Annotated in this window: 22 protein-coding genes and 5 tRNA genes; 5 read left to right on the top strand and 22 right to left on the bottom strand. The window is 31.8% G+C overall.

All coding sequences use genetic code 11. The features are described from left to right. Nucleotides 1–292: 292 nt before the first annotated feature. Nucleotides 293–970, bottom strand: a complete 678-nt coding sequence (modB, locus tag L8W68_RS07405) for a molybdate ABC transporter permease subunit (RefSeq protein ID WP_263675627.1) — start codon at nucleotides 968–970, stop codon at nucleotides 293–295. A 35-nt stretch (nucleotides 971–1,005) separates the two neighbouring features. Further along, nucleotides 1,006–2,211 carry a saccharopine dehydrogenase family protein gene (locus tag L8W68_RS07400; protein WP_263675625.1) on the bottom strand — a complete coding sequence of 402 codons (1,206 nt, stop codon included), beginning with the start codon at nucleotides 2,209–2,211 and terminating at the stop codon, nucleotides 1,006–1,008. Between the two features lie 142 nt (nucleotides 2,212–2,353). Here L8W68_RS07400 and putP point away from each other — a divergent pair, with 142 nt between their 5' ends. From putP to L8W68_RS07380, 4 genes are all read left to right on the top strand, one after another. Continuing rightward, nucleotides 2,354–3,832 (top strand): sodium/proline symporter PutP, encoded by a 1,479-nt coding sequence (gene putP / locus L8W68_RS07395; RefSeq protein WP_263675623.1) that lies wholly within the window; start codon nucleotides 2,354–2,356, stop codon nucleotides 3,830–3,832. Then, nucleotides 3,833–4,813, top strand: a complete 981-nt coding sequence (locus tag L8W68_RS07390; RefSeq protein WP_039668130.1) for a putative transporter — start codon at nucleotides 3,833–3,835, stop codon at nucleotides 4,811–4,813. Nucleotides 4,814–4,891: 78 nt separating this feature from the next. Further along, nucleotides 4,892–6,262: a hemolysin family protein gene (locus L8W68_RS07385; RefSeq protein ID WP_263675622.1), complete on the top strand. Its 1,371-nt coding sequence runs from the start codon at nucleotides 4,892–4,894 to the stop codon at nucleotides 6,260–6,262. Nucleotides 6,263–6,327: 65 nt separating this feature from the next. Continuing rightward, nucleotides 6,328–6,810, top strand: coding sequence for a pyridoxamine 5'-phosphate oxidase family protein (locus L8W68_RS07380; protein ID WP_263675620.1), 483 nt, complete (start codon nucleotides 6,328–6,330; stop codon nucleotides 6,808–6,810). A 32-nt stretch (nucleotides 6,811–6,842) separates the two neighbouring features. Here L8W68_RS07380 and fusA read toward each other — a convergent pair whose 3' ends face one another. From fusA to L8W68_RS07285, 19 genes are all read right to left on the bottom strand, one after another. Then, a complete protein-coding gene (gene fusA, locus L8W68_RS07375) occupies nucleotides 6,843–8,918 on the bottom strand; it encodes an elongation factor G (RefSeq protein WP_039617755.1) in 2,076 nt (691 codons plus the stop codon). A gap of 12 nt (nucleotides 8,919–8,930) precedes the next feature. Further along, nucleotides 8,931–9,401 carry a 30S ribosomal protein S7 gene (gene rpsG / locus L8W68_RS07370; protein ID WP_012661188.1) on the bottom strand — a complete coding sequence of 157 codons (471 nt, stop codon included), beginning with the start codon at nucleotides 9,399–9,401 and terminating at the stop codon, nucleotides 8,931–8,933. Nucleotides 9,402–9,468: 67 nt separating this feature from the next. Further along, a complete protein-coding gene (rpsL, locus tag L8W68_RS07365; RefSeq protein ID WP_012661187.1) occupies nucleotides 9,469–9,852 on the bottom strand; it encodes a 30S ribosomal protein S12 in 384 nt (127 codons plus the stop codon). A 62-nt stretch (nucleotides 9,853–9,914) separates the two neighbouring features. After that, nucleotides 9,915–10,547 carry a CatA-like O-acetyltransferase gene (locus L8W68_RS07360; RefSeq protein ID WP_263675619.1) on the bottom strand — a complete coding sequence of 211 codons (633 nt, stop codon included), beginning with the start codon at nucleotides 10,545–10,547 and terminating at the stop codon, nucleotides 9,915–9,917. A 42-nt stretch (nucleotides 10,548–10,589) separates the two neighbouring features. Then, nucleotides 10,590–15,143: a DNA-directed RNA polymerase subunit beta' gene (gene rpoC, locus L8W68_RS07355; RefSeq protein WP_263675618.1), complete on the bottom strand. Its 4,554-nt coding sequence runs from the start codon at nucleotides 15,141–15,143 to the stop codon at nucleotides 10,590–10,592. Further along, complete coding sequence (gene rpoB, locus L8W68_RS07350; RefSeq protein WP_039619574.1) at nucleotides 15,136–19,269, bottom strand: DNA-directed RNA polymerase subunit beta; 4,134 nt, start codon at nucleotides 19,267–19,269, stop codon at nucleotides 15,136–15,138. Before rpoB ends, rpoC begins: the two co-directional genes overlap by 8 nt. Before the next feature lie 97 nt (nucleotides 19,270–19,366). Next, nucleotides 19,367–19,744: a 50S ribosomal protein L7/L12 gene (gene rplL / locus L8W68_RS07345; RefSeq protein WP_012661184.1), complete on the bottom strand. Its 378-nt coding sequence runs from the start codon at nucleotides 19,742–19,744 to the stop codon at nucleotides 19,367–19,369. Between the two features lie 20 nt (nucleotides 19,745–19,764). Beyond that, nucleotides 19,765–20,244, bottom strand: coding sequence for a 50S ribosomal protein L10 (gene rplJ / locus L8W68_RS07340; RefSeq protein ID WP_039617749.1), 480 nt, complete (start codon nucleotides 20,242–20,244; stop codon nucleotides 19,765–19,767). 154 nt (nucleotides 20,245–20,398) lie between these two features. Continuing rightward, nucleotides 20,399–21,100: a 50S ribosomal protein L1 gene (gene rplA / locus L8W68_RS07335; protein WP_039617747.1), complete on the bottom strand. Its 702-nt coding sequence runs from the start codon at nucleotides 21,098–21,100 to the stop codon at nucleotides 20,399–20,401. A 64-nt stretch (nucleotides 21,101–21,164) separates the two neighbouring features. Next, nucleotides 21,165–21,590, bottom strand: a complete 426-nt coding sequence (rplK, locus tag L8W68_RS07330; RefSeq protein WP_012661181.1) for a 50S ribosomal protein L11 — start codon at nucleotides 21,588–21,590, stop codon at nucleotides 21,165–21,167. 27 nt (nucleotides 21,591–21,617) lie between these two features. Further along, on the bottom strand, nucleotides 21,618–22,151 hold the full coding sequence (nusG, locus tag L8W68_RS07325; RefSeq protein WP_087684660.1) for a transcription termination/antitermination protein NusG: 534 nt from the start codon (nucleotides 22,149–22,151) through the stop codon (nucleotides 21,618–21,620). Between the two features lies 1 nt (nucleotide 22,152). Beyond that, on the bottom strand, nucleotides 22,153–22,335 hold the full coding sequence (gene secE, locus L8W68_RS07320; protein WP_039617745.1) for a preprotein translocase subunit SecE: 183 nt from the start codon (nucleotides 22,333–22,335) through the stop codon (nucleotides 22,153–22,155). Nucleotides 22,336–22,351: 16 nt separating this feature from the next. Next, a tRNA-Trp gene (locus L8W68_RS07315) sits at nucleotides 22,352–22,427 on the bottom strand. Nucleotides 22,428–22,448: 21 nt separating this feature from the next. Continuing rightward, a complete protein-coding gene (rpmG, locus tag L8W68_RS07310; protein WP_039617743.1) occupies nucleotides 22,449–22,607 on the bottom strand; it encodes a 50S ribosomal protein L33 in 159 nt (52 codons plus the stop codon). A gap of 39 nt (nucleotides 22,608–22,646) precedes the next feature. Further along, on the bottom strand, nucleotides 22,647–23,846 hold the full coding sequence (tuf, locus tag L8W68_RS07305) for an elongation factor Tu (RefSeq protein WP_039617742.1): 1,200 nt from the start codon (nucleotides 23,844–23,846) through the stop codon (nucleotides 22,647–22,649). 65 nt (nucleotides 23,847–23,911) lie between these two features. Then, nucleotides 23,912–23,986: transfer RNA gene (locus L8W68_RS07300), tRNA-Thr, on the bottom strand. 105 nt (nucleotides 23,987–24,091) lie between these two features. Further along, a tRNA-Gly gene (locus L8W68_RS07295) sits at nucleotides 24,092–24,168 on the bottom strand. Nucleotides 24,169–24,175: 7 nt separating this feature from the next. Then, nucleotides 24,176–24,261 (bottom strand) — tRNA-Tyr (locus L8W68_RS07290). 47 nt (nucleotides 24,262–24,308) lie between these two features. Next, nucleotides 24,309–24,384, bottom strand: a tRNA-Thr gene (locus L8W68_RS07285). A gap of 92 nt (nucleotides 24,385–24,476) precedes the next feature. Here L8W68_RS07285 and L8W68_RS07280 point away from each other — a divergent pair. Continuing rightward, nucleotides 24,477–25,217 carry a YaaA family protein gene (locus L8W68_RS07280; protein ID WP_263675617.1) on the top strand — a complete coding sequence of 247 codons (741 nt, stop codon included), beginning with the start codon at nucleotides 24,477–24,479 and terminating at the stop codon, nucleotides 25,215–25,217. A 23-nt stretch (nucleotides 25,218–25,240) separates the two neighbouring features. On the opposite strand, the gene L8W68_RS07275 is transcribed toward L8W68_RS07280, so the two are convergent. After that, nucleotides 25,241–26,016, bottom strand: a 776-nt coding sequence (locus L8W68_RS07275) for a major outer membrane protein (protein WP_263675616.1), incomplete at its 5' end; no start/stop codon positions are given.

Genomic DNA, 26,016 nt, shown 5'->3' with positions numbered 1-26,016 from the left:
GGATATGTGGGGAATTATTAAAAAAAGGAGGAGAATAGAGTGTGTGTTATGGTATGTGATAGGTAAATATAGGGGAGGGGCTGTGGATATTGGTTTATAACATGTGGTAAATTTTTAGAAAAAAATAATGAGATATGAGTTATTATAAAATGTAGAAAATTTGTATCAAATATAATGAAAACAATATCTTAAATATAGCTAATAAACAAGAAAACAAAAGAGAAAACCAACAATTAAAGATAAAATATGATTAGATAAATTTATATCAAAATGTATAAAGATAACAAATAGATTATCTTTTTTGTTTATTAAGAAGATTCACACTTAATAAAACAATAAAACTAAAAATTAAAAGTATAAGGCTATAAATATGGGCTGTGACAAAATCTAAATTTTCCATACTTTCATATATAGCAATACTAGCTACTTTTGTTTCTCCGCTTAAAGAACCGCCTATCATTAATACTATACCAAACTCGCCCATAGTATGTGCGAAACTTATTACTAAAGCACTTAATATAGCTGGTTTAATACTAGGTAAGATTACTTTAAAAAGTGTGATGAAAGAATTTTTTCCCAAAGAAAAACTAGCTTCTATAATATTTTTAGAAATCATAGACATTGCATTATATAAAGGATTAAACATAAAAGGTAAAGAGTAAATACAACTTGCTATCACCAAACCTTCAAAGGTAAAAGCTAAAGTGATATTAAAATATTTTTCTAAAAAATTACCCAAAAAAGAGTATTTTGAAAATAAAATCAATAAGTAAAAACCAACAACAGATGGTGGTAAAACCAGGGGTAAGGTTATTATAGTTTCTAGAATTTTTTTTGCTCTAAATTGCTTAAAAGTAAAAACCCAAGCAAGAGGTATGCAAAAACAAAACAAAATTATACAAGTAATAATAGAAAGTTTTATGGAAACTAAAAAAGGCGTCCAATCTATACTTAATAATAATTGCGTCATTATTAAAACTTTCTCAAGTCAAAAATGACTTGAGATTATTTTCCTAAATTTGGCTCCATTTCTATAATTTTCCAAGGAAGTCCTTGAGTATTTAACTCATCCATGAAAGATTTAGCATCAAATTCTTCCATGTTAAACACACCTTTTCCTTGCCAAATTCCTTTAGCGATTAGCTTTGTTCCTATCATTGCAGGAACTCCGGTAGTATAACTCACAGCTTGTGCTCCAGTTTCTTTAAAACATTCTTCGTGATTACAAACATTGTAAATATAAACTTGTCTATCTTTTCCATTCTTTACACCACGAATCACACAACCTATATTAGTATAACCTTTGGTGCGAGGGCCTAAACTAGCAGGATCAGGAAGTAAGGTTTTTAAAAATTCTATTGGTATTATTTCTTTACCTTGATGCATAATAGGTTTAATACCCAGCATACCAACATTTTCAAGACATTTCATATGAGTTAAATAACTTTGTCCAAAAGTCATAAAAAATCTTATTCTTTTTAAGCCTTTGATATTTTTTACTAAACTTTCAAGCTCTTCATGATAAAGTAAATAACTATCCTTTACCCCTACTTCAGGATAATCCCACTCCATTTTTATTTCCATAGGTTCAGTTTCTATCCATTTTCCATTTTCCCAGTAACGACCTTTAGCAGAAACTTCTCTTAAGTTAATTTCAGGATTAAAATTAGTTGCAAAAGCATAGCCATGATCTCCAGCATTACAATCTAATATATCTATATAATGAATTTCATCAAACAAATTTTGCTGTGCATAAGCGCAAAATACATTAGTAACACCTGGATCAAAACCGCTACCTAAAAGTCCTAAAATTCCTGCTTGTTTAAACTTATCATTTCTTGCCCATTGTTCTTTATATTCAAATTTAGCCAAATCAGGATGTTCATAGTTTGCAGTATCTACATAGTGGATATTAGTTTGAATACACGCATCCATTAAAGTAAGATCTTGATAAGGCAAAGCTACATTTAATAAAATTTCAGCTCCTGTTTTTTTGATAAGTTCTACAACAGCATCAGTGTCATCTGCATCTATTTGCTCAGTTTGAATTTCTATACCCAAACGCTCTTTTATAAAAGCTGCTATTTCATCACATTTACTTTTGGTTCTACTTGCTAGAGTTATTTTGCTAAAGACATCACTATTCATTGCACATTTTACAGTCGCAACACGGCTTACACCACCTGCACCTATAATCAAAAGATTTTTCATCATTTTTCCTTAAATTTTTTAGAAAATTGTAACAAAAAAACTTTATAAAGCATTGAAATAAAAAATAAAAAATAATTTTTATAATGTTTTTTTAAAATAAAACAAGTAAAATGATAGTTTTTTAAATTTTTTAAGGACACTTATGAATTTACAAAGTGTAGAACTTTCTTATCCTATTGTTATTACTTTTATTACCTATGCATTTTTAATGCTTTTTATAGGTTTTTATTTTTACAAAAAAAATCAAAACAGTAAAGATTATTTTGTTGGTAATGCCTCCATGGGGCCTGTAATATCTGCCTTAAGTGCAGGTGCTTCTGATATGAGCAGTTGGCTTTTAATGGCTTTTCCTGGTGCTTTATATGCAGCTGGTTTAGGACAAATTTATATAGCCATAGGATTAAGTTTTGGTATGTTTTTAAACTGGACCTTTGTTGCTAAAAGATTAAAGATTTTTTCTCAAATAGCCAAAGAATGCATTACAATTCCTGATTTTTTTGAAAGTCGCTTTCATGATGATAGACATATTTTAAGAAGCATTTGTGCAATAGTTATTTTGGTATTTTTTACTATTTACATTAGTGCTGGATTAGTAAGTGGTGCTAAGCTTTTTGAAAGTGTATTTAATTTACCTTATATTTTTGCCTTAAGCATTGGATTTTTAGTTATTGTTTTATATACTTTTTTAGGTGGCTATAAAGCCGTATGTTGGACTGATATGATACAAGGACTCTTAATGATGAGTTCATTAATCATCATTCCTTTTGTGATGATTTTTGAACTTGGTGGCTTTGGCGAAGCCTTTTCTACTATAAATGATGTAAAACCCCAAGCCTTTGGCCTAGACGGTGGTGGTTGGTTGGTCGTAGTATCAACCCTGGCATGGGGGCTTGGTTATTTTGGCCAACCTCACATTTTAATTCGCTTTATCTCTATAAAAAATGTAAAAGAAATTCCTACTGCAACTTTTATAGGCATAACTTGGATGGTAATTTCTTTATTTGGTGCTGCTATGATAGGATTTTTAGGTATTGCTTATATAGCTAAATTTAATCTTACTTTAAATGACCCTGAAAGAATATTTATCGTAATGTCTCAAGTGCTTTTTAATCCTTGGGTGGCAGGAATTTTACTCAGTGCGATTTTAGCAGCTATTATGAGTACTGCAAGTTCTCAACTACTAGTGTGTGCTTCTAGCTTGGTGCAAGATTTTTATACACAAATCTTAAAAAGAAAAACAAATGATAAAAATATTACTTTATTATCACGTCTAGGTGTTTTAGCTGTTGCTTGTGTAGCTTTTGTACTTTCACTTGATACGCAAAGTCAAATTTTAAGTATAGTTTCTTACGCTTGGGCTGGTTTTGGTGCAAGCTTTGGAAGTGTTATTTTATTTTCTTTATTTTATAAAAATATGAGTAAAGAAGGTGCGATAGCTGGAATGGTTAGTGGAGCTTTAACCGTTATATTTTATAAACATTTTGGTTCAAATTTTATAGCAATTTATGAAATCATTCCTGGATTTTTAGTTGCAAGTTGTTTTATTATGATTTTTAGTATAATTTTTAAAGCAAAAAAACATACAATAAAACACTATGAAAAAATGTTAAAAGAAATTTAAATGTTTAAATCTTTTTTTTACTCAAAAAAATGGGCGTTGTGGGCTTATTTGGGTTTGTTTTTTTTACTAGCTTCTTTACTTGCTCAAACTTCCATTAATGTTGCAATAAATGAATGGTATAAGGAATTTTATGATGTTTTACAAGATGCGAAAAATCATAGCATAGATGACTTTTATCATTTTATTAAACAATTTTTATATTTAGCATTGCCTTATGTATTAATCGCTACTATCACACAATATTTTGGAAGTATTTATGCCTTTAAATGGCGTGAGGCTATGACTTTTGATTATATTAAATTTTGGCAAAAAAAAGATGACAACATAGAAGGTAGCTCACAAAGAATTCAAGAAGATATTTATAATTTTTCAAAAATCATAGAAAGCTTAGGATTGGCTTTTGTTAAGGCAATTATGACTTTAATTGCTTTTGTTCCAATTTTGTGGATGTTAAGTGCGCATGTTAATTTACCTATCTTAAAAGACATTAATGGCTCTTTAGTATGGATTGCATTTTTGGTTTCTTTAGGAGGTCTTGTTATATCATGGTTTGTTGGCATTAAATTACCCGGTCTTGAATATAATAATCAAAAAGCTGAAGCTGCTTTTAGAAAAGAACTTGTTTTTGCTGAAGATGATAGAAAAAATTATGCGAGCGATGAAAGTATTTTAAGTTTATTTACTGGGCTTAAAATCAATTATAAAAGATTATTTTTGCATTATGGGTATTTTAATATATGGCTTTATTTATTTGAGCAAATCATGGTTATAGTGCCTTTTTTAATCATGGCTCCAAGCTTATTTTTAGGACTTATACAACTTGGAATTATCATACAAGTTGGCAATGCTTTTGATCAAGTTAGATCTTCATTTAGTATTTTTATCACCAACTGGACAACTATCACACAATTGCGTAGCATTTATAAACGTTTAGATGAATTTGAAAAAAATATTGAATACAGAAAACATAAATTAATTTAAAATATATCATTTATTTTAAGCTAATTTTATAGTTTTGATTTGATATAATTTTGCAAAAATTTTATTAAAGGAGTTTTTTTGGACCCCAGTCAATCTTTAGACTTAAATCAAACATTACCCGCTGTTGCCTCAATTGATGTAGGCTATTCTACTTTTATGATTCTTGTTGCATTAGCTTTAGTGCTTTTAAATGGATTTTTTGTTTTATCTGAATTTGCTATTGTTAAAGTACGTAGATCAAAACTTGAAGAAATGGTAAAAGAAAAAAAACGTAATGCAAAAAAAGCTTTAGAAGTAACCTCAAAGCTAGATACTTATTTAAGTGCTTGCCAACTTGGTATTACATTAAGCTCTCTTGCTCTTGGTTGGATAGGCGAGCCTGCTATTGCTAAAATTCTTGAAGTTCCTTTGGCAAATTTAGGCTTAGCTCCGGCATTAATTCATACCATAGCATTTGTTATCGCTTTTGCTATTATCACATTATTGCATGTTGTATTAGGTGAGTTAGTTCCAAAGAGCGTTGCTATAGCTATTGCAGATAAAGCTGTTTTATGGATTGCAAGACCATTGCATTTATTTTGGTTGCTTTTCCTACCTTTTATCAAAACATTTGACTTTTTAGCTGCAATTTCTTTAAAAGTTATAGGTATTAAACCTGCCAAAGAACATGAATTAAGCCACTCTGAAGAAGAAATTAAATTTATTGCGAGTGAAAGCCAAAAAGGTGGAGTTTTGGATGAGTTTGAAACTGAAATCATACGTAATGCTGTTGATTTTTCAGATACAGTAGCAAAAGAAATCATGACACCTAGAAAAGATATGATATGTCTTAACAAACAAAAAAGTTATGAAGAAAATATGCAAATAGTTTGTCAGTACAAACACACACGCTTTCCATATATAGATGGTTCTAAAGATATCATTTTGGGTATGGTGCATATTAGAGACATCATGCAAAATGAACTTAGCAAAGATAAGAAAAATTTAGATGATTTTTTAATCAAAATGATCTTAGTTCCAGAAAATATCAGCATATCCAAAGTCCTTTTCATGATGAATAAAGAACAAGTACACACAGCATTAGTAGTAGATGAATATGGTGGCACAGCTGGTCTTTTAACCATGGAAGATATTATGGAGGAAATCGTTGGAGATATTAACGATGAGCATGATGATTCTAGTCCACATTTTAAAAAACTTGCAGAAAATATTTATGAATTTCAAGGAAGATATGAAATTAGTGAAGTAGAAGAAATGCTTGATATACGCTTTAATGAAGAACTAGAGCAAGTTACTATAGGTGGATATGTTTTCAATCTCTTAGGACGCTTACCGGTAGTTGGAGATAGAATAGAAGATGAATTCTGCTACTATGAAGTCAAAAAGATGGATGGAAATAGTATAGAACGCATTAAAGTTGTACGCAAAAATACTGATGAAGAAGAGTGATAAACTCTTCTTTTTACTTTCATACAATCCTCAATCTTATCCATTCTAACCTACAAGGAAAATATATGCAATTACATGATGAAATTAATCAATTTATGCAAGAATGCAAAAGTATTATGATATCTTCTTTAAATTTAAACAATCAAACAATATGCTCATACGCACCTATTATAAAAATTAAAAATGACTTTTATATTTATATTAGTGAAATTGCTGAACATTTTGAAGGAGTTAAACACAATAATAAAAACATAGAAATTATGTTTATAGAAGATGAAAAAGATTGCATGTCAATCTTTGCAAGAAAAAGACTTAAATTTAGAATAGAGTGTATAGAAATAACAAGAGATAATCAACTCTTTGAGCAAGTATTAAATACTTATGAAAATGAAAGCAATAAAGAAATAATCCAAGTCATTAAAAATATGCAAGATTTTCATTTATTTCAACTTATACTGAAAAATGGAAGATATGTTAAAGGTTTTGGAAAAGCATATGAAATTAATGAAGGAGTAATTAATTTAATTAATTCAAAAGGACATAAATAATTCAAGATGAGCAATAAGCTCATCTTGATAGATTAACCGTTTCTTTTTTTGATAATTTCTTCAGAAACATTTTTTGGAACTTCATCATAGTGATCAAATTCCATAGAATAAGTAGCACGGCCTTGAGTTTGACTTCTAAGATCGGTTGAGTAACCAAACATCTCAGCCAAAGGACAAAATGCTGTAATAATTTTATTACCACCTCTTTCATCCATTGAATTTACTTGACCACGGCGTTTATTTAAATCACCAATAACATCACCCATGTATTCTTCTGGAGTTTCAACTTCAACTTTCATCATAGGTTCTAAGATTACAGCGCCTGCTTTTCTAGCGCCTTCTTTAAAGCCCATAGAAGCTGCAAGTTTAAACGCCATTTCAGAAGAATCCACTTCGTGGTAACTTCCGTCATAAACAGTTACTTTAACATCTTCAACAGGATATCCTGCTAAAACACCGTTTTGTAATGCTTCTTGAACACCTTTATCAACTGCTGGAATATATTCTTTTGGAATTACCCCACCTTTGATATCATTTACAAACTCATAACCACTACCTGGCTCAAGTGGCTCAAGTCTTAAGAATACATGACCATACTGACCACGACCACCTGATTGTTTAGCGTATTTGTATTCTTGCTCAACTGTTTTTCTAATAGTTTCACGGTAAGCAACTTGAGGTTGACCAACTTCTGCTTCAACTTTAAACTCACGAAGCATTCTATCAACGATAATTTCTAAGTGAAGCTCACCCATACCTGAAATGATAGTTTGACCACTTTCTTCATCTGTAGAAACTCTAAAGCTTGGATCTTCTTGAGCTAATTTATTTAAAGCAATAGACATTTTTTCTTGATCTGCTTTTGTTTTAGGCTCAACAGCAACTGAAATAACAGGATCTGGGAAATCCATTCTCTCTAGAATAACTTTATCTTTTTCACTTGCTAAAGTATCACCGGTTAGTGTATCTTTAAGACCAACAACCGCTCCAATTTCTCCTGCGTATAAAGTTTTAATCTCTTCTCTTTTATTAGAGTGCATTTTCAAAAGACGGCCAATTCTTTCTTTTTTATCTTTTGTTGAGTTGTATGCATAAGAACCGCTTTCTAAACTTCCTCTATATACACGAACGAAAGTTAATTGTCCAACAAAAGGGTCGGTCATAATTTTAAATGCAAGACCTGCAAATTCACCATCATCAGTTGATTTTACAGAAACTTCTGTACCATCTTCATATTCGCCTTTGATATTAGCAACTTCATCAGGAGCTGGTAAATAAGCAACAACAGCATCAAGCAATGGTTGAACACCTTTATTTTTAAAAGCTGTACCACAAAGCATAGGAACCATAGAAAGACTTAAACATCCTGCTTTAATACCTGCTTTGATTTCTTCTTGAGTAAGTTCTTCACCGCCTAGATATTTTTCCATTAATTCGTCGCTTGTTTCAGAAACCGCTTCTATCATTTTTGTGCGATATTCTTCAGCTTTTTCTTTAAGCTCAGCTGGAATTTCTTTTTCTACATAATCAGTCGGCTTGTTTTCATCTTCCCATACCAAAGCTTTCATGGTAATAAGATCAATTACACCTTTGAAATTATCTTCAGCGCCAATTGGAATTTGGAGTGGAACTGGGTTACCTTTTAAGCGATTTTTAATTTGCTCTTCTACGTTAAAGAAATTTGCACCAATTCTGTCCATTTTATTTACAAAAACAATTCTTGGAACACCATATTTATTAGCTTGCCTCCAAACAGTTTCTGATTGTGGTTGAACTCCGCCTACTGAACAAAATACCGCAACAGCACCATCTAAAACACGCATTGATCTTTCAACTTCAATTGTAAAGTCAACGTGGCCTGGAGTGTCTATAAGGTTGATTTGATGATTTTTCCAAAAACAAGTTGTAGCAGCAGAAGTAATTGTAATACCTCTTTCTTTTTCTTGCTCCATCCAGTCCATTGTAGCTGCACCATCATGTACTTCGCCAATTTTATGACTCATACCTGTAAAGAAAAGAATTCTCTCACTAGTAGTTGTTTTACCTGCATCAATATGAGCTGCGATACCTATATTTCTAACTCTTTTTAAAGGAGTACTTCTTGACATATTTTACTCCTCTTACCAGCGATAATGAGCAAATGCTTTGTTAGCTTCTGCCATTTTATAAGTATCTTCTTTCTTCTTGAATGAAGCACCTTTGCTATTAGCTGCATCTAATAATTCTGCTGCTAATTTTTCTATCATAGTTCTTTCGCTTCTTTTTCTAGCAAAAGAAATAATCCATCTTATAGCTAAAGCTTGTTGTCTAGCTGGGCGTACTTCTACTGGCACTTGATAAGTGGCACCACCAACACGACGAGATTTAACTTCTAATAAAGGCTTAATATTTTCAATAGCATCATTAAAAATTTCTATACCTTTTTTTTCTCCACCTTTTTTATCGATAGCTTCTAAAGCACCATACATAATAGTCGTAGCTGTGCTTTTTTTACCATCATACATTAAAGAATTAATGAATTTTGTGATTACTTTGTTTCCATAAATCGGATCTGGCAAGACTTCTCTTACCGGAGCTTTTCTTCTTCTCATAATTTTCCTTCAAATTTATAATTTTACTCAAACAAAATCAAATCTAACGGATTTGTCTGCAATTTTATTACTTAGCTGCTGCTTTAGGGCGTTTTGCACCATATTTAGAACGAGAAACAGTTCTTTTTGCAACACCTGCAGTATCTAAGGCACCACGAACTATGTGATACTTAACACCTGGTAAGTCTTTTACCCTACCACCACGCACTAAAACAATACTGTGTTCTTGTAGGTTGTGACCTTCACCACCGATATAACTAATAACTTCAAAGCCACTTGTAAGTCTTACTTTGGCAACTTTTCTTAACGCTGAGTTTGGTTTTTTAGGAGTTGTTGTATAAACCCTAGTACAAACTCCCCTTCTTTGTGGGCAATTTTTAAGCGCTGGTGATTTAGATTTTTCTAAAACTTTTTTGCGCTCTTTTCTAACCAATTGATTTATGGTTGGCACAGTAATTCCTTTCATTAATAAAATAATAAACTTTGGATAATATCTAAATTTTACTTATAAAATTATAAACTATTAAGGTTTTCTTGGAGTTTTTCTAAAAACAAATAAATGTGATAAGCATCATTGCTGGCATGATTAACATTAATACTAAAAGGAATGAGAAATTTTTTATTTTCTTTTATAATCTTTCCACTTGTTATAATAGGAAAGAAATATTGCTCTTTTTTTGGCAAGTGTAAAGAAAAATTTTCAAAAGCTATCCAAGGAATAGCAGAAATATTAAAAAGATTATCTATAGGTTCTTTTAAAAACATACTTTTATTGCTTTTTAATAATTGTTTATCCTCTTCATATAAAGATAAAAAATCATTTAAATTTTCTTTATAGAAAGTCCAAAGAACAGAAAAAGTTTTAGAGTCCTTATGAAAAATAGTATAAGAAGGATGGATAACATCATAACATATCAGCTGTTTGTTTTGATCTAAACTAAATTTAAAATTATCAAAAGCATTTATACTTTTACTAATAGCGTGGATAAAACAAGGATAGAATTCATAATTATTGTTTTTAATAAAATAATAAAAAGAACTAATATCTAATTTAACAGTAATTTCAAACGAGCAAGGGATATTTTGAGTATAAAAGTTAAAATGTTCTTTTCTTTTATATTGTTCTAAATCAATTATTTTAAACATAAAATACTTTAAAAATCCTAGCAAAATTGCTAGGATTGAAAATTAATTTTGTTGCTTAAGCTTTAAATTTTGTTCCCCGTAAAGACCTGTACCAACAGGAATCATACGACCTAAGATTACATTTTCTTTTAGATCTTCAAGATAATCAAATTTACCTGCAATACTTGCTTCTGTTAAAACTTTTGTTGTTTCTTGGAATGAAGCAGCTGAAATCACACTATCACTTCCAATAGCTGCTCTTGTAACCCCAAGCAATACAGGTTCAGCCACAGCAGGTTCACCGCCATATCTTAAAATTCTTTCATTTTCTTCTCTGAATTTTCTTCTTGAAACCAAATCACCTACAATAAAGTTTGTATGACCACTATCAACAATTTTTACTTGTCTTAGCATTTGCGATACGATGATTTCAATATGCTTATCAGAAATCACAACACCTTGACCACGATAAACTTGCTGAATTTCAGAGATAAGATAATAATGCAATGCTTTTTCACCTAAAATTCTAAGTACATCATGACTTGAAATAACTCCATCGGTTAATTTCTCACCCGCATGGATAAATTCACCATCTCTTACTTGAATGCGTTTTGATTTATCTATCAAATACTCTGCACTACTTCCATCTTCTGCTTGAATAATGATTCTTTCTTTTGATCTTAAAGGTTTATCAAACCTAACAACCCCATCAATTTCAGCCACAACAGCAGTATTTTTTGGCTTTCTTGCTTCAAACAATTCAGATACCCTTGGAAGACCTCCAGTAATATCTTTTGACTTAGCCGCTGCCTTTGGAGTTTTAGCTAGGATATCAGCTTGTTTAACCTTATCGCCATCATTTACATAAATAACAGTTTTTGGCTCTAGTTGATAACGCACTACCTTATCATTTTCACCTATAATTAACAATGCAGGACGCACTCCACTTGGTAAATACTCATTAATAACAAGCGATCTTTTACCCGTTGCTTCATCAATTTGCTCATCAGCACTATAACCTGATTCAATATCCTCAAAGTTAATTGTACCTGCAACTTCTGCAATTACAGTATTATTATACGCATCCCATTCAGCAATGATAGTTTTATCTTCCTTGCTTGATTTTGCTATGATGGTTTTAGGATTATCCACAAAAGCGCTATCATCAAATTCAATCACAGATTCTCTTGGTATATAATGTCTTTTTGCTTCTCTATCATTTTCATCAGCAATAACAACAAAAACACCTTTTTCTTTAACCACATCACCTTTTTTTAGATTTCTAATTCTATCTAAACCGTCCCCTTTAAGCATATAAAATTTCAAAGTACCTTTTGCGCCAGCTATAATATCTTGAGTGATAGGATCTCCATCTTTTACTAGCAATTCACTCGCATAAGGAATACGATTTGGTATATTCCAACCCTCTTTGATTACTTCTACAATACTTTCATTTTCAGCTACTTCAGCACCATCACTATATGGAATATATAATTTACCTTCAATATTACCACTTACACCCGCAAGCTCATTAGCTTTTGCTAAGTCATATTTTCTTAATATAAATTTAGCTTCATTGTTTTTTGCTTTAACGCTAACAACCACATCTTCATACGCATGCTCAATATGGATAGTTCCTTTAAATGGAGCTTTGATTTTTGGCTCAACAAGTAAAATAGCAGCATTGCGATGATTTGCAACGATAGTTTTACCCTGTCTATCTTCATAGGTATTAAGATTATAAAATCTTACAAAACCTTCTTTGTGTGCTACTACTTGACGATCTTGCAAATCTGTACTAGCAGTACCACCACTATGGAAAGTTCTTAGTGTAAGTTGCGTTCCTGGCTCACCGATTGATTGAGCAGATATAATACCTACAGCCTCACCTGGCTTAACTAATTTGCCCTCACCTAGGTTAATACCATAGCATTTAGAACATACGCCTTTTTTAGCTTTACAAGTAATAGGAGTTCTAATACTTACACTCTTTACTCCACTTTCAACAATAATTCTAGCTTTTTCCTCATCTACTAAAGTACCTTCTGAGAATAAAATCTCATTAGTAATAGAATCGATAATATTTTCAGCTAAAACTCTTCCTAAAATTCTTTCTTCTAAGGTTTCAATTACAACACCATCTGCGGTGATTTCATTAATCTCAACACCCTCATGTGCGCCACAATCTTCCATTGTAACTTTTACATTTTGCGCTACATCGATAAGTTTTCTTGTCAAATAACCTGCATTTGCTGTTTTTAACGCTGTATCTGCAAGACCTTTTCTAGCACCGTGAGTTGAAATAAAATATTCAAGAACGTTTAATCCTTCACGGAAGTTTGAAATAATCGGTGTTTCAATAATAGAACCATCAGGTTTAGCCATAAGACCCCTCATCGCAGCAAGCTGTGAAATTTGAGCTGCTGAACCCCTAGCACCAGAATCTGCCATCATATAAATAGAGTTAAATCCTTCTTTGTCTTTTTTAATTAATTCCATCATATCTTTTGATAAGACATTATTAGTACTTTTCCAAATATCAATAATCTTATTATATCTTTCGCCTGAAGTAATCAAACCTAAATTATATGAATTTTGGATTTCTCTTACTTGTTTTTTAGCTTCTTCTATACTTTTTTGCTTTTGATCAGGCACAATAATATCAGCAATTGAAATAGAAATACCCGCTTTTGTTGCATATTCAAAACCAAGATCTTTTAATTTATCTAAAAAGCAAGCACTTACTTCAAGGCCACCTTCTTTATAAACATAATCAACCAAAGCTGCAATATCTTTTTTCTTCATGACTTTATTCCACATATTTTCAGGAACAAAATCAGGTAAGATAGACTTAATGATTAATCTTCCCGCAGTCGTAGTGATTTTTCTACCATCAACCACACTTCTAATACTTGCATGAATATCTAAAGATTTTGCTTCTAGGGCAATCATAACCTCTTCAATACCTGTGCAAATTTTATGCTCACCCTTAGCACCATCTTTTTCCAAAGATAGATAATAAATCCCCAAAACCATATCTTGAGAAGGCACAGTCACAGAACGACCACTTGCTGGAAGCAAGATATTCATAGATGAGAGCATTAATACTTTACACTCAGCTATTGCTTCTTGCGATAAAGGTACATGCACAGCCATTTGGTCCCCATCAAAGTCAGCATTAAACGCCGCACACACCAATGGATGTAATTGGATCGCCTTACCTTCTACAAGTACAGGGTGAAATGCTTGAATAGAAAGCTTATGCAAGGTTGGAGCACGGTTAAGCATTACAGGATGACCTTTAACAACCTCTTCTAAACACTCCCAAACTTCATTGGTTTTATTTTCTATCATTTTTTTAGCTTGTTTTACAGTGGTAGCATAACCTTTTTCTTCAAGTTTAGCTAATAAGTGTGGCTTAAATAATTCTAAAGCCATTTTTTTAGGTAAACCACATTGATCCATTCTAAGTTTTGGCCCAACAACAATAACACTACGACCTGAAAAATCCACCCTTTTACCAAGTAGATTTTGTCTGAAACGACCTTGTTTTCCTTTGATGATTTCACTTAAAGATTTTAATGGACGTTTATTTGCACCTTTAACCGCATTTGCTCTTCTACCATTATCAAATAAAGCATCAACTGCTTCTTGTAGCATTCTTTTTTCATTTCTAATGATGATTTCAGGTGCATCAAGTTCCATAAGTCTTTTTAAACGCGTATTTCTATTGATAACTCTTCTGTATAAATCATTCACATCAGAAACTGCAAATTTTCCACCATCTAAAGCTACTAAAGGTCTTAAATCAGGTGGTAATACAGGTAAATTTGTAATCATCATCCACTCAGGACGATTAGGTACCACTTCATCAATATTTGTATTGCTATTTAAATTGCTATTTAAGAAATTTTCTACCACTTTTAAACGTTTGATGATAGTTTTTTTCTTTGCTTCTGAATTAGTTGCTGCAATATCTTCTTTTAGTTTATTTAAAAGCTCTACAAGATCTAAATTTGCTAGCAAATCTCTAACAACTTCACCACCCATTCTAGCTTTAAATCCACTACTTTCATAGCGTTGCATTAAATTTAAATATTGCTCTTCATTTAATACATCACAAAATTCAACTTTTTTAGTATTTTCATTATCATAGTAAGCATCACCTGGATTTTCTACTATATATGCTTCATAATACAATACGCGTTCTAAATCTTTCATCTTTACACCAAGCAAAGTACCGATACGACTTGGTAAAGAATTTACATACCAAATATGTGCCACCGGTGTAACTAATTCAATATGCCCCATTCTTGAACGACGTACTTTAGAACTAGTAACTTCAACACCACATTTTTCACACTTAATGCCTTTGAAGCGCATTTTTTTATATTTACCACAAAGACATTCATAATCTCTTACTGGTCCAAAAATTTTAGCACAAAAAAGCCCGTCTCTTTCAGGCTTTAAGGTTCTATAATTAATCGTTTCTGGTTTTTTTACTTCCCCATAAGACCATGATTTGATTTTTTCAGGACTTGCAAGTCTTAATTGAAAAGCTTCAAAGTCTCTAGGTCTGCCATCTTCTTTTATTTCGATAGGTTTAAATTTACTCATTATTCTCATCCTTATCAAAAATCTCAACATCTAAAGCAAGAGATTTTAATTCATTTGTAAGTACAAAGAATGTCTCTGGAATACCTGTTGCTGGAACATTCTCACCTTTTGTTAAAGCTTTATAAGCACTAAATCTACCTTCAACATCATCAGATTTTATAGTTAACATTTCTCTTAAAGTATGAGCTGCTCCATAAGCTTCAAGAGCCCAAACTTCCATCTCACCAAATCTTTGCCCACCAAATAATGCTTTACCACCAACTGGTTGTTGTGTTACTAAGCTATAAGGTCCAGTACTTCTTGCGTGAACTTTTTCATCTACTAAGTGGTGTAATTTAAGCATATACATACATCCAACATGCACACGCTCTGCCATTTTTTCACCAGTTCTTCCATCATAAAGTTCGCTTTTTCCATCCATAGCTATTTTAGCCATTTCAAAAAGCTTACCAAATTCTTCAACCGTTACACCTTCAAATACAGGAGTAGCAAATTTTACCCCTTTAGCCCAATCTCTAGCATAAGAAATAAGTTGCTCATCATTTAAAGTTTGTACAAATTTCTTTTCTAACTCAAGTCTAGATACACTACAAATTTCAAGAATTTTTTCACGTAATTCTTTTACAAAATCTTTTTGTTTTCTATCAAAAATTTCTTGAATTTGATCACCTAATCTCATACCAACAATCCCTAAGTGACTTTCAAGAATTTGCCCTATATTCATACGGCTTGGAACCCCTAGAGGATTTAAAGCTATATCAATAGGTCTTCCATCAGGTAAATATGGCATATCAACTTCTGGAACGATATTTGATACAATACCTTTATTTCCATGGCGTCCTGCCATTTTATCTCCAACTTTTAATTTTCTCTTAGTCGCGATATATACTTTAACAAGTTTAACTACTCCACTTGGTAAAATATCATCTTTTTCTAAAATTTCTAATTTTTCATCATGTTCTGTTTTAAGTTTTTTCTTCTCATTTTGGAAATGGTTTTTTAAATCATCGTATTCTTTTTGTACTTCTTTAGAATAAGCTTTAACTAAAGAATTTAATGCAAAACGATTGATTTTTTCTAATTCTGTAATTTCTACTTTGGAACCTTTTTTATATTTAACACCATTGATTTCTTCATCTGAATTTAAAGGCGACTTAGAAAGCAAAGAACAAACCCTTAAAGTTTCTTCTCTATCCATCATTAAAAGTCTATCATGATGTTCTTTTTCAAGGTTTAATTTTTCATCATCATAAGCTTTTATAGCACGCGCATCTTTTTCATAACCTTTTTTAGTAAAGATTTTCACATCTACAACAACACCTTCTAATGAAGCAGTTGCATATAAAGATTTATTTACAACATGTCCAGCTTTTTCGCCAAAAATAGCTCTTAATAATCTTTCTTCAGGTGTAGGTTTTACTTCGCCTTTAGGAGAAACTTTACCTACTAAAATCATGCCAGGCTTAATATGAGTTCCTATTTTAGCAATACCACTCTCATCAAGATGTGCTAAATCCTCTTCTTTTACATTTGGAATATCTTTTGTAATTTCTTCTACACCATCTTTAAGTTCTCTAGCCTCTACTTCTTTTTCATAAATATGAACGCTAGTAAAAGTATCTTCACGTAAAATTTTCTCACTAATTACAATAGCATCTTCATAGTTATACCCATGCCATGGCATAAATGCGATTAAAGCATTTTTACCAATAGCAAGTTCGCCTTGATCCATACTTGGACCATCTGCAATGATTTGACCTGCTTGAACAAATTCGCCTTTTTTAACAATCGGATGTTGAATAAAAGTTGTATTTTGGTTAGTTCTTAGATTTTTTTCCATTTTGTAATGATCAATAAATGGTCCATTTTCATCTTCACCCAAAATGAAAATATTTTTATTATCAACTTTTTCCACAATCCCTGCTCTTTTAGCTTTAATAGCTTCCCAAGCATCACGCGCAATGATTTTTTCCATACCAGTACCTACTATAGGTGCTTGCGCAGTTAGTAAAGGCACTGCTTGACGTTGCATGTTTGAACCCATCAAAGCTCTGTTTGCATCATCATGCTCTAAGAATGGAATCAAAGATGCTGCAACCCCTACTATCATACCCGAACAAAGGTCAATCAAATGCACTTCTTCTCTTCTTGCTAAGATTGTTTCACCATCTTGTCTTGCTTCAACAAATTCTTCAACAATATTACCCTTTTCATCAATTTTAGTTGAAGCTGCTGCGATCACTAAACCTTCTTCTTGAGTAGCGGTTAAATAAACGATTTCATTGCTTACTTTGCCATTTTCTACTTTCTTATAAGGTGCTTCAACAAAACCCAAATCATTTACTTTAGCATAAGTTGAAAGTGTATTAATTAAACCGATATTTTGACCTTCTGGGGTTTCAACAGGACAAATTCTTCCATAATGCGTTGCATGGACATCACGCACCTCAAATCCTGCTCTTTCTTTTACTAAACCACCCTCACCAAGTGCAGATAAACGGCGCTTGTGAGTTACTTCACTCAATGGGTTTGTTTGATCCATAAATTGAGATAATTGACCACCGGTAAAAAATTCCATAATGGTTACAGTAATTGTTTTAGGATTGATCAAATCATAAGGCATTACTTTGTCAATATCCGCATTTAAAGCCGTAAATTTATCTCTAATAGATTTTTGCATTTTAGCAAGACCTACATGAAGTTCATTCGCTAAAAGCTCTCCAATTGATCTAATACGACGATTACCCAAGTGATCTCTATCATCGATATGGCCTCTACCATTTTTTACTTTAATTAAATATTTTGCAGTTTTTACTATATCTTCATTAGTTAAAACTGTAACGTATTCAGGCGTATCTAAGCCTAACTTATGGTTCATTTTCATACGACCAACTTTTGTTAGATCATATCTTTCAGGATTGAAAAATAAATCATTCACAAAAGCTTTTGCAGCATCTTTTACTACAGGCTCACCTGGTCTCATCACTTTATAAATTCTAATAGCTGCTAAATCATTTTCATCTTCTATATTTTCTGTTTGTTTTAATAATTTTAAAGTTTCATTATCTTGAATAAAAGAATTAATAATAGCAGCATCTACTCCATTAGCTAAATCGTTTGCAATATCAAACTGTTTTTCTTCTTTAATTTTTGCTAATTTTCCTTCATCTAATAGTGTTAAAGAATCATATAAAACTTCACCGGTTTCTTTATTAATGATAGGATTAGCTAAATATCTATTTGTTAAAATTTCAACTGGGTATTCAACCCATTTAACACCATCTTTTACAAGCTGTTCAGCCTTTTTCTTTGTCATTCTTTTACCAGCTTGATGAATTACATTACCTTTTTCATCTTTTAAATCATATTCAACTCTATCTAAAAAGTCATTTGGATTAAATTCGGTTAAGAATTTATCTTTTTTTACATGAATAGTTTGTATAGGGTAGAATAATTTTATAATATCTTGTTTTTTATAACCAAGTGCTCTAAATAAAATTGTAATAGGCACTTTTCTTCTTTTATTGATACGTACATAAAGTACATCTTTAGCATCATATTCAAAATAAAGCCAAGAACCACGATCTGGTATAATTTGAGCTGTATATACTAATTTATTTGCAACAGTAGAACTTTCTTCTTCTTTGAAAATAACACCTGGACTTCTATGAAGTTGGTTAACTACAACCCTTTCTACTCCATTGATAATAAAAGAAATTCTATCTGTCATTAAAGGAATTTCTCTAATATAAATTTCTTGTTCTTTAATATCTTTTATACCAATTTTCTCACCCGTTTTTTCATCTTTTTCATGTAAAGTTAAACGGATTTTCATTTTTAAATTTACAGAATAAGTCAAACCTCTTTCCATACACTCTCTAATGGTATATTTAGGCTTACCTACTTCACTACTTACATATTCTAAACTTAATCTATTTTGCGGATCATGGATTGGAAAGATAGATTTAAATACTTTTTCAATTCCGCTTTCTGAATTTTTTGCATCTAAATTTAAAAAATAATCAAAACTCTTTTTTTGCAATTGTAATAAATTTGGAATGTCTATTTGTTGTGGAACATTCGAGAAGTCTATTCTTAAACGATTTCCTGATTGTGAATTTAACATATTATTATACCCCATGGTAAAAGTATTGAAAGAAAGAATCCTTAATTAAAGGAAAACAAGAAAGGATATATAATCCTTTCTTTTAAAAAACAAAAAATTATTTAAGCTCAACCTTAGCGCCAGCTTCTTCAAGTTGTTTTTTAGCTTCTTCAGCTTCAGCTTTGCTAACACCTTCTTTAAGAACTGATGGAGTTTGCTCAACTGCATCTTTTGCTTCTTTTAATCCAAGACCAGTTAAAGCACGAACAACTTTAATTACGTTGATTTTTTTATCACCACCATCTTGTAATACGATATCAAATTCAGTTTTTTCTTCAGCAGCACCGCCAGCAGCACCTGCAACAGCAGCACCTGCAACCATAACTGGAGCAGCAGAAACACCAAATTTTTCTTCAAATTCTTTTACTAATTCTGAAAGCTCAAGAACACTTAGGTTAGAAATAAATTCTAATACATCTTCTTTAGTAATTGCCATTTTTTATCCTTTTTATAATTTTATTCAGCTTCTTTTTTTTCTTTTAATGCATTTAATCCAATTGTGAAATTGGTGATTGGTGCATTCCAAACTTGCAAAAGCATAGCAAGTAATTCATTGCGAGAAGGCATTTTAGCTAAAGCTTTAACTTTATCTACAGAAGCAACTTCGCCTTCGATAAATGCAGTTTTGATCTCAAATGCTTGATTAGCTTCGCTAAATTTATCAGCAACTTTTGAAACATTTAATTGGTCTTCACCCCAAAGATAAATATTAGTATCTTTAAGTTCCATTCCATCTTTGCCGGCATTTTTAAGAGCAATACTTGCTAAAGTATTTTTAATAATTTGAACTTTAACATCCATTTCTCTCGCATTATTTCTTAACTCTTCAAGTTTTTTAGTGTTTAAACCCTTATAGTTACAAACTACAACAGCTTCACTAGCTTTAAAACCTTCTTCAAGTTTAGAAACAAGTTCAACTTTTTGGCTTTTAGTCATCTTTACTCCTTTCCGACCGGTGATTTCAAGCAGAGCAGAAAATCTAATTAAGTCCTAGGACCTCGGCTATCTCCAATCTAAGATAAAAATTAGATAAAATAAAAGTTATTATCTTATCTAATTTTTATTAATGAGAGTAAAACTCTCATTAATTTTATTTTGTATCAAGTAATTCTTGAGTATCAAGAGAAAGAGAAGGACTCATAGTTAAAGAAAGACTAGCATTTTTAATATATCTTCCTTTTGCAGCTGCTGGTTTGTGTTTATTAATAGCTTTTACAAATGCTGTCATGTTTTCTTTTAATTGCTCTTGAGTAAAGCTAACTTTACCTAAACCTGCATGGATATTTCCTTGTTTATCAACACGGAAGTTAACTTGACCATTTTTAGCATTATTTACAGCTTGTGCAACATCCATTGTTACAGTACCTGTTTTAGGATTTGGCATCAAACCTTTAGGCCCTAAAATACGACCTACTTTACCAACTAAACCCATCAAATTTGGAGTAGCAATTAAGACATCAAAATTCATATTTCCTTTTTGAATTTCTTCTACTAAATCATCACTACCAACTATATCAGCACCTGCATTTTTTGCCTCATCAGCTTTTGCATCTTTTGCTATAACAGCAACACGCACTTTTTTACCTGTACCACAAGGTAAAACTACACTACCTCTTACCATTTGATCTGCATGTCTTGGATCAACATTTAATTTTAAAGCAATTTCAACTGTTTCATCAAATTTAGCAGAAGCAAGAGTTTTAACTGTGCTTATTGCTTCATCCATTAAGTAATTTTTATTTGAATCAATTTTTTTTAATAATTCTGTAAATCTTTTAGTATTTTTAGACATTAATTTTTCTCCGCATTTTATATAAAGTGCTACCGCCTTTTTAAACTCTTGGCGGTAAAGAGTATTAATCTACGATTTCAACACCCATAGAACGAGCAGAACCCATAATAATCTTAGCAGCTTGCTCTCTATCTTTTGTGTTCATATCAGCTATTTTTTTATCAACAATTTCTAAAACTTGTGCTTTAGTTAATTTACCTACTTTGTTTTTTAAAGGATTATCTGCACCTTTAGAAATACCTGCAGCTTTTTTGATTAAATCTGTAGCTGGTGGTTGTTTTGTGATAAATGTAAAGCTTTTATCTGCATAAACAGTAATAACAACTGGAATATTAAAACCAGCCATATCTTTTGTTCTTTCATTAAATGCTTTACAAAATTCCATAATATTAACACCTTGTTGACCCAAAGCAGGACCAACTGGAGGTGATGGATTAGCCTTAGTAGCAGCTATTTGTAATTTTATTTCTCCTACGACTTTTTTAGCCATAACCTTTCTCCTTTACTTGCTATATTATCAAACTATTTTTTCAACTTGAGAGTATAAGATCTCTACTGGAGTTGATCTACCAAATATTGAAACATTTAGCTTTAAAACCCCTCTAACCATATCATATTCTTCTACAATACCTACAAAGTTTGCAAAAGGACCTTCGGTTATTCTTACACTTTCTTCTTTATCAAATGAAATTTTAGGTTTAGGTGCTGCTTTATTTTTCACCTTTTCTAAAATAAGATTGATATCTTTTTCACTCAATGGGGTTGGTTTTTTACTTTCCCCTATAAAACGACCAACTTTTGGCAAAGATTGAATTTTATGCCAAAGTTCTGTTGATAAGTCAATATTGGCAAATACATAGCCTGAATATAAACTTCTTTCGCTTATTTTTTCTTTACCATTTTTAAATTCGATCACATCTTCAGTTGGAACAATCACTTCTAGTAATTGCTCTTGAATTCCATGATCTCTAACTAAATTTTCTATGGCTCTTTTTACAGCCATTTCACTACCTGCATAGGTTTGAATTGCATACCATTTATGATTCATTATTTTATCCTATAATCTTAGATAATGAAAATGACATAATCAAGTCAACCAATGCTAAAAATAATGAAACAACAGTAACAACTACAAAAACTGTAATATAAGCATTTCTAACTTGCTCTTTCAAAGGCCAAATAACTTTTGATAATTCAGCTTTTGACAATTTAAAATAAGTTATTAGTTTTTCCATATTTTACCTTATTTTGTGGCAGGGCAAGAGGGATTCGAACCCCCAACCATCGGATTTGGAATCCGGCGCTCTACCGTTGGAGCTATTGCCCTAAGGGCTTTTATATAAAAGCCTTAACTTTTTAATTTAACTTCTTTATGAACTGTATGTTTTTTTAATCTTGGGCAATATTTTTTTAATTCTAATTTTTCAGTTGTATTTTTACTATTTTTAAAAGTACTGTAATTAATATCACCGCACTCTTCACATTTTAAGCCAACTTTAATTCTCATTTTTATTCCTTAAAAAGCGAGATAAAATCTCGCTTATGATTATTTAATAATTTTAGATACAACACCTGAACCAACAGTACGGCCACCTTCACGGATAGCAAAACGAGTACCTTCTTCAAGTGCAACTGGTGCAATAAGACTTACAGTAATTCTAACATTTTCACCTGGCATAACCATTTCAACGCCTTCTGCAAGTTGGATAGAACCAGTAACATCTGTTGTTCTTACATAGAACTGTGGTCTATAGTTATTAAAGAATGGAGTGTGACGACCACCTTCATCTTTATTTAAAATATAAACTTCTGCTTCAAAGTCAGTATGTGGAGTAATTGATTTTGGCTTAGCAAGAACCATACCACGAAGAACATCTTCTTTTTTAGTACCACGTAGAAGAACACCTACGTTATCACCTGCTTCACCTTGATCCATTTCTTTTCTAAACATTTCAACACCAGTTACTGTAGTGCTTTGTGTTTCTCTAATACCAACGATTTCAATAGTGTCACCAACTTTAACAACACCTTTTTCAATTCTACCAGTAACAACTGTACCACGACCTGAAATTGAAAATACGTCTTCAATTGGCATTAAGAAATCTTTATCTGTATCACGAGCTGGAGTTGGGATATACTCATCAACTGCTGCCATAAGATCTAGGATTTTTTTAGACCATTCACCATCTTGTCCAGCTTTTGCTTCTTCAAGAGCTTGTAAAGCAGAACCTGAAATAATTGGAGTGTCATCTCCTGGGAAGTCATAAGAACTTAACAACTCTCTAATTTCCATTTCAACTAATTCTAATAATTCAGCATCATCAACCATATCAGCTTTGTTCATGAAAACAACGATATATGGTACACCTACTTGACGAGAAAGTAAGATGTGCTCTCTAGTTTGTGGCATTGGGCCATCTGCAGCAGAAACAACAAGAATAGCACCGTCCATTTGAGCAGCACCAGTAATCATATTTTTAACATAGTCAGCGTGACCTGGGCAGTCTACGTGAGCATAGTGACGATTTTCTGTTTCATACTCAATGTGAGAAGTTGCAATAGTAATACCACGCTCTTTTTCTTCAGGAGCATTGTCGATATTATCATAATCTTTAAGCTCAGCCAAACCTCTTCTTGAAAGAACAGCAGAGATAGCAGCTGTTAAAGTAGTTTTACCGTGGTCAACGTGACCAATAGTACCAATATTTACGTGAGGCTTATTACGTGAAAATTTTTCTTTAGCCATCTTTTTCCTCCATATAAAATTTACAAACAAATACTAATTTATGTTTTATAATCTCTTGAAATCAATGGAGCTCATAGCGGGACTTGAACCCGCGACCTCTCCCTTACCAAGGGAGTGCTCTACCTCTGAGCCATACGAGCGCTCAGAAAAATTAAAAACATAAATTATAAAATTTTGGAAATTTGAAACTGCTAGAAATTCTGAATTTAAAAACAGCTCCCAGTTTCACTCTACCAAAATTAGGTTGGAGCGGGAAACGGGACTCGAACCCGCGACCCTCAGCTTGGAAGGCTGATGCTCTAGCCAACTGAGCTACTCCCGCAAAGCAATGGTGGTGAGTCGTGGATTCGAACCACGGAAGGCGAAAGCCAGCAGATTTACAGTCTGCCCTCGTTGGCCACTTGAGTAACTCACCATGAATAAAAATGCTTTTTATTTCTGGTCAAACACTGCTATTAACAATGGAGCTGGTTAAGGGACTTGAACCCCCGACCTGCTGCTTACAAGGCAGCTGCTCTACCAACTGAGCTAAACCAGCAAAAAATAAAGTTGAATTATAATGTAATTTTGAATTAATGTCAAGTGTTTTAAATAATTTTGTATAATTTTTAAAAAAATAAAGGATTAAATATGAAAATTTTATTTTCACCTAGTGAAAGCAAAAGTAAAACAAACACACAAACTTGTATAAATGAAAACTCTTTTGCTTTTAGTAATTTATATAGCAAAAGACTAGAAGTGCTTACAAAATATAAAAATCATATAAAACAATGCAGTGAAGGCGAACTTGAAAAGTTTTTTGGTATAAAAGATAAAAACGAAATGCAAGAGCTAACTCAAGATATTACAATAAAAGACACAATTAAAGCTATCCAAAGATACAATGGAGTTGCTTTTGATTATTTAGACTATGAAAATTTAAGTGAGATTTCAAGAGAATACATAGATGAGAATGTTTTGATTTTTTCTAATCTTTTTGGTCCTATTTTAGCAAAAGATTTAATACCTTATTATAAATTAAAGCAAGGAGAGAAAATCAAAGATTTTAATATAGAAAAATTTTATAAAGATAATTTTTCTGATGAAATTGATAAATTTTTAGAAAATGAATTGATAATTGATCTTAGAGCTAAATTTTATGAAAAATTTTATACTATTAAAAGGCCTTTTTTAACTTTCACTTTTTTAAAAAATTCCAAAAGTTTAAGTCATTTTGCAAAGGCTTATAGGGGTAAAATGCTAAGAATACTAGCAAGTAAAAATATACATAGTAAAGAAGTATTGTTTGAAAACCTACCTAATGAATTAAAAATAAAAGAAATTAAAATACAAGGATTAAAAGAAGAGATAATTTTAGATATAGTAAGCTAAGCCTTTTGGCTTAGCTTTTATAATTAGAATTTATATAGAGCTTCAAGTCTGATGAATTGATCTTTAATATCATCTACACCAGCTTCATTGAAATCTTCAGTTAAGTAAGAATAGAAGCCGCTAAATGTAAGTTTTGGACTATAAGCGTAAGATACTCTTGCGATGTATTCATTTTTATCTATATCTTTGTAACCATGACTTAATTCAGTTGTACCACCAACATAATCAAATCCTACTCTTAGTGTTTCAGCAAAAGTATAGCCTAAACCTGCAAAATAGAAGAAGTTTTCGCCTGTGTCACCTGTTAATCTACTTCCGTGAGAATAGAAGATTTGTTCGCCTGGAGCTATAACTTGACCTTTATCTTCTAATACAACTACGCTACCTTTATCTTTTTCACCATAGCCAACTACACCTGCTTGGAAATCAAAAGCATAGATATTTGCTTGAATTTGTCCAGCATAGAAATTACCATTGTCTAAGCCTAATTTTTCTTTGTCGCTATCTAGGCTATTTCCTAAGTATTGACCTTGGATTTTGAAATTAGCATCGTTAAATGCAAATTTATAGCTAGCATCTACTGCATATAAGAATGCCCAGTTATTTGAGTAAGCAGCCCATACTTGGAATGCAAATGGATCAAATTCACCTAATACAGCAGCACCGTATAGTGATGATTTAGCTAAAGTTACTGGACTATCCACTAAATCATAATCTTCCAAATTAGCATCATAATCTACAATTGTTTTACCTATAGAAGTATCACCATCATCTTTCCAGTTGAAAGCGTCAAACCAAA

It is taken from the genome of Campylobacter sp. FU_497, assembly GCF_025772425.1.
Classification (GTDB): domain Bacteria; phylum Campylobacterota; class Campylobacteria; order Campylobacterales; family Campylobacteraceae; genus Campylobacter_D; species Campylobacter_D lari_C.
Note: the sequence above shows the minus strand (reverse complement) of the source record. Positions and strands in the feature narration are given on the sequence as shown.

Excerpts from the sequence above, each read along its gene's own strand:
- modB (WP_263675627.1), bottom strand. The coding sequence starts at position 970 with ATGACGCAATTATTATTAAGTATAGATTGGACGCCTTTTTTAGTTTCC.
- L8W68_RS07400 (WP_263675625.1), bottom strand. The coding sequence starts at position 2,211 with ATGAAAAATCTTTTGATTATAGGTGCAGGTGGTGTAAGCCGTGTTGCG.
- putP (WP_263675623.1), top strand. The coding sequence starts at position 2,354 with ATGAATTTACAAAGTGTAGAACTTTCTTATCCTATTGTTATTACTTTT.
- L8W68_RS07390 (WP_039668130.1), top strand. The coding sequence starts at position 3,833 with ATGTTTAAATCTTTTTTTTACTCAAAAAAATGGGCGTTGTGGGCTTAT.
- L8W68_RS07380 (WP_263675620.1), top strand. The coding sequence starts at position 6,328 with ATGCAATTACATGATGAAATTAATCAATTTATGCAAGAATGCAAAAGT.
- fusA (WP_039617755.1), bottom strand. The coding sequence starts at position 8,918 with ATGTCAAGAAGTACTCCTTTAAAAAGAGTTAGAAATATAGGTATCGCA.
- rpsG (WP_012661188.1), bottom strand. The coding sequence starts at position 9,401 with ATGAGAAGAAGAAAAGCTCCGGTAAGAGAAGTCTTGCCAGATCCGATT.
- L8W68_RS07360 (WP_263675619.1), bottom strand. The coding sequence starts at position 10,547 with ATGTTTAAAATAATTGATTTAGAACAATATAAAAGAAAAGAACATTTT.
- rpoC (WP_263675618.1), bottom strand. The coding sequence starts at position 15,143 with ATGAGTAAATTTAAACCTATCGAAATAAAAGAAGATGGCAGACCTAGA.
- rpoB (WP_039619574.1), bottom strand. The coding sequence starts at position 19,269 with ATGTTAAATTCACAATCAGGAAATCGTTTAAGAATAGACTTCTCGAAT.
- rplL (WP_012661184.1), bottom strand. The coding sequence starts at position 19,744 with ATGGCAATTACTAAAGAAGATGTATTAGAATTTATTTCTAACCTAAGT.
- rplJ (WP_039617749.1), bottom strand. The coding sequence starts at position 20,244 with ATGACTAAAAGCCAAAAAGTTGAACTTGTTTCTAAACTTGAAGAAGGT.
- rplA (WP_039617747.1), bottom strand. The coding sequence starts at position 21,100 with ATGTCTAAAAATACTAAAAGATTTACAGAATTATTAAAAAAAATTGAT.
- rplK (WP_012661181.1), bottom strand. The coding sequence starts at position 21,590 with ATGGCTAAAAAAGTCGTAGGAGAAATAAAATTACAAATAGCTGCTACT.
- secE (WP_039617745.1), bottom strand. The coding sequence starts at position 22,335 with ATGGAAAAACTAATAACTTATTTTAAATTGTCAAAAGCTGAATTATCA.
- rpmG (WP_039617743.1), bottom strand. The coding sequence starts at position 22,607 with ATGAGAATTAAAGTTGGCTTAAAATGTGAAGAGTGCGGTGATATTAAT.
- tuf (WP_039617742.1), bottom strand. The coding sequence starts at position 23,846 with ATGGCTAAAGAAAAATTTTCACGTAATAAGCCTCACGTAAATATTGGT.
- L8W68_RS07280 (WP_263675617.1), top strand. The coding sequence starts at position 24,477 with ATGAAAATTTTATTTTCACCTAGTGAAAGCAAAAGTAAAACAAACACA.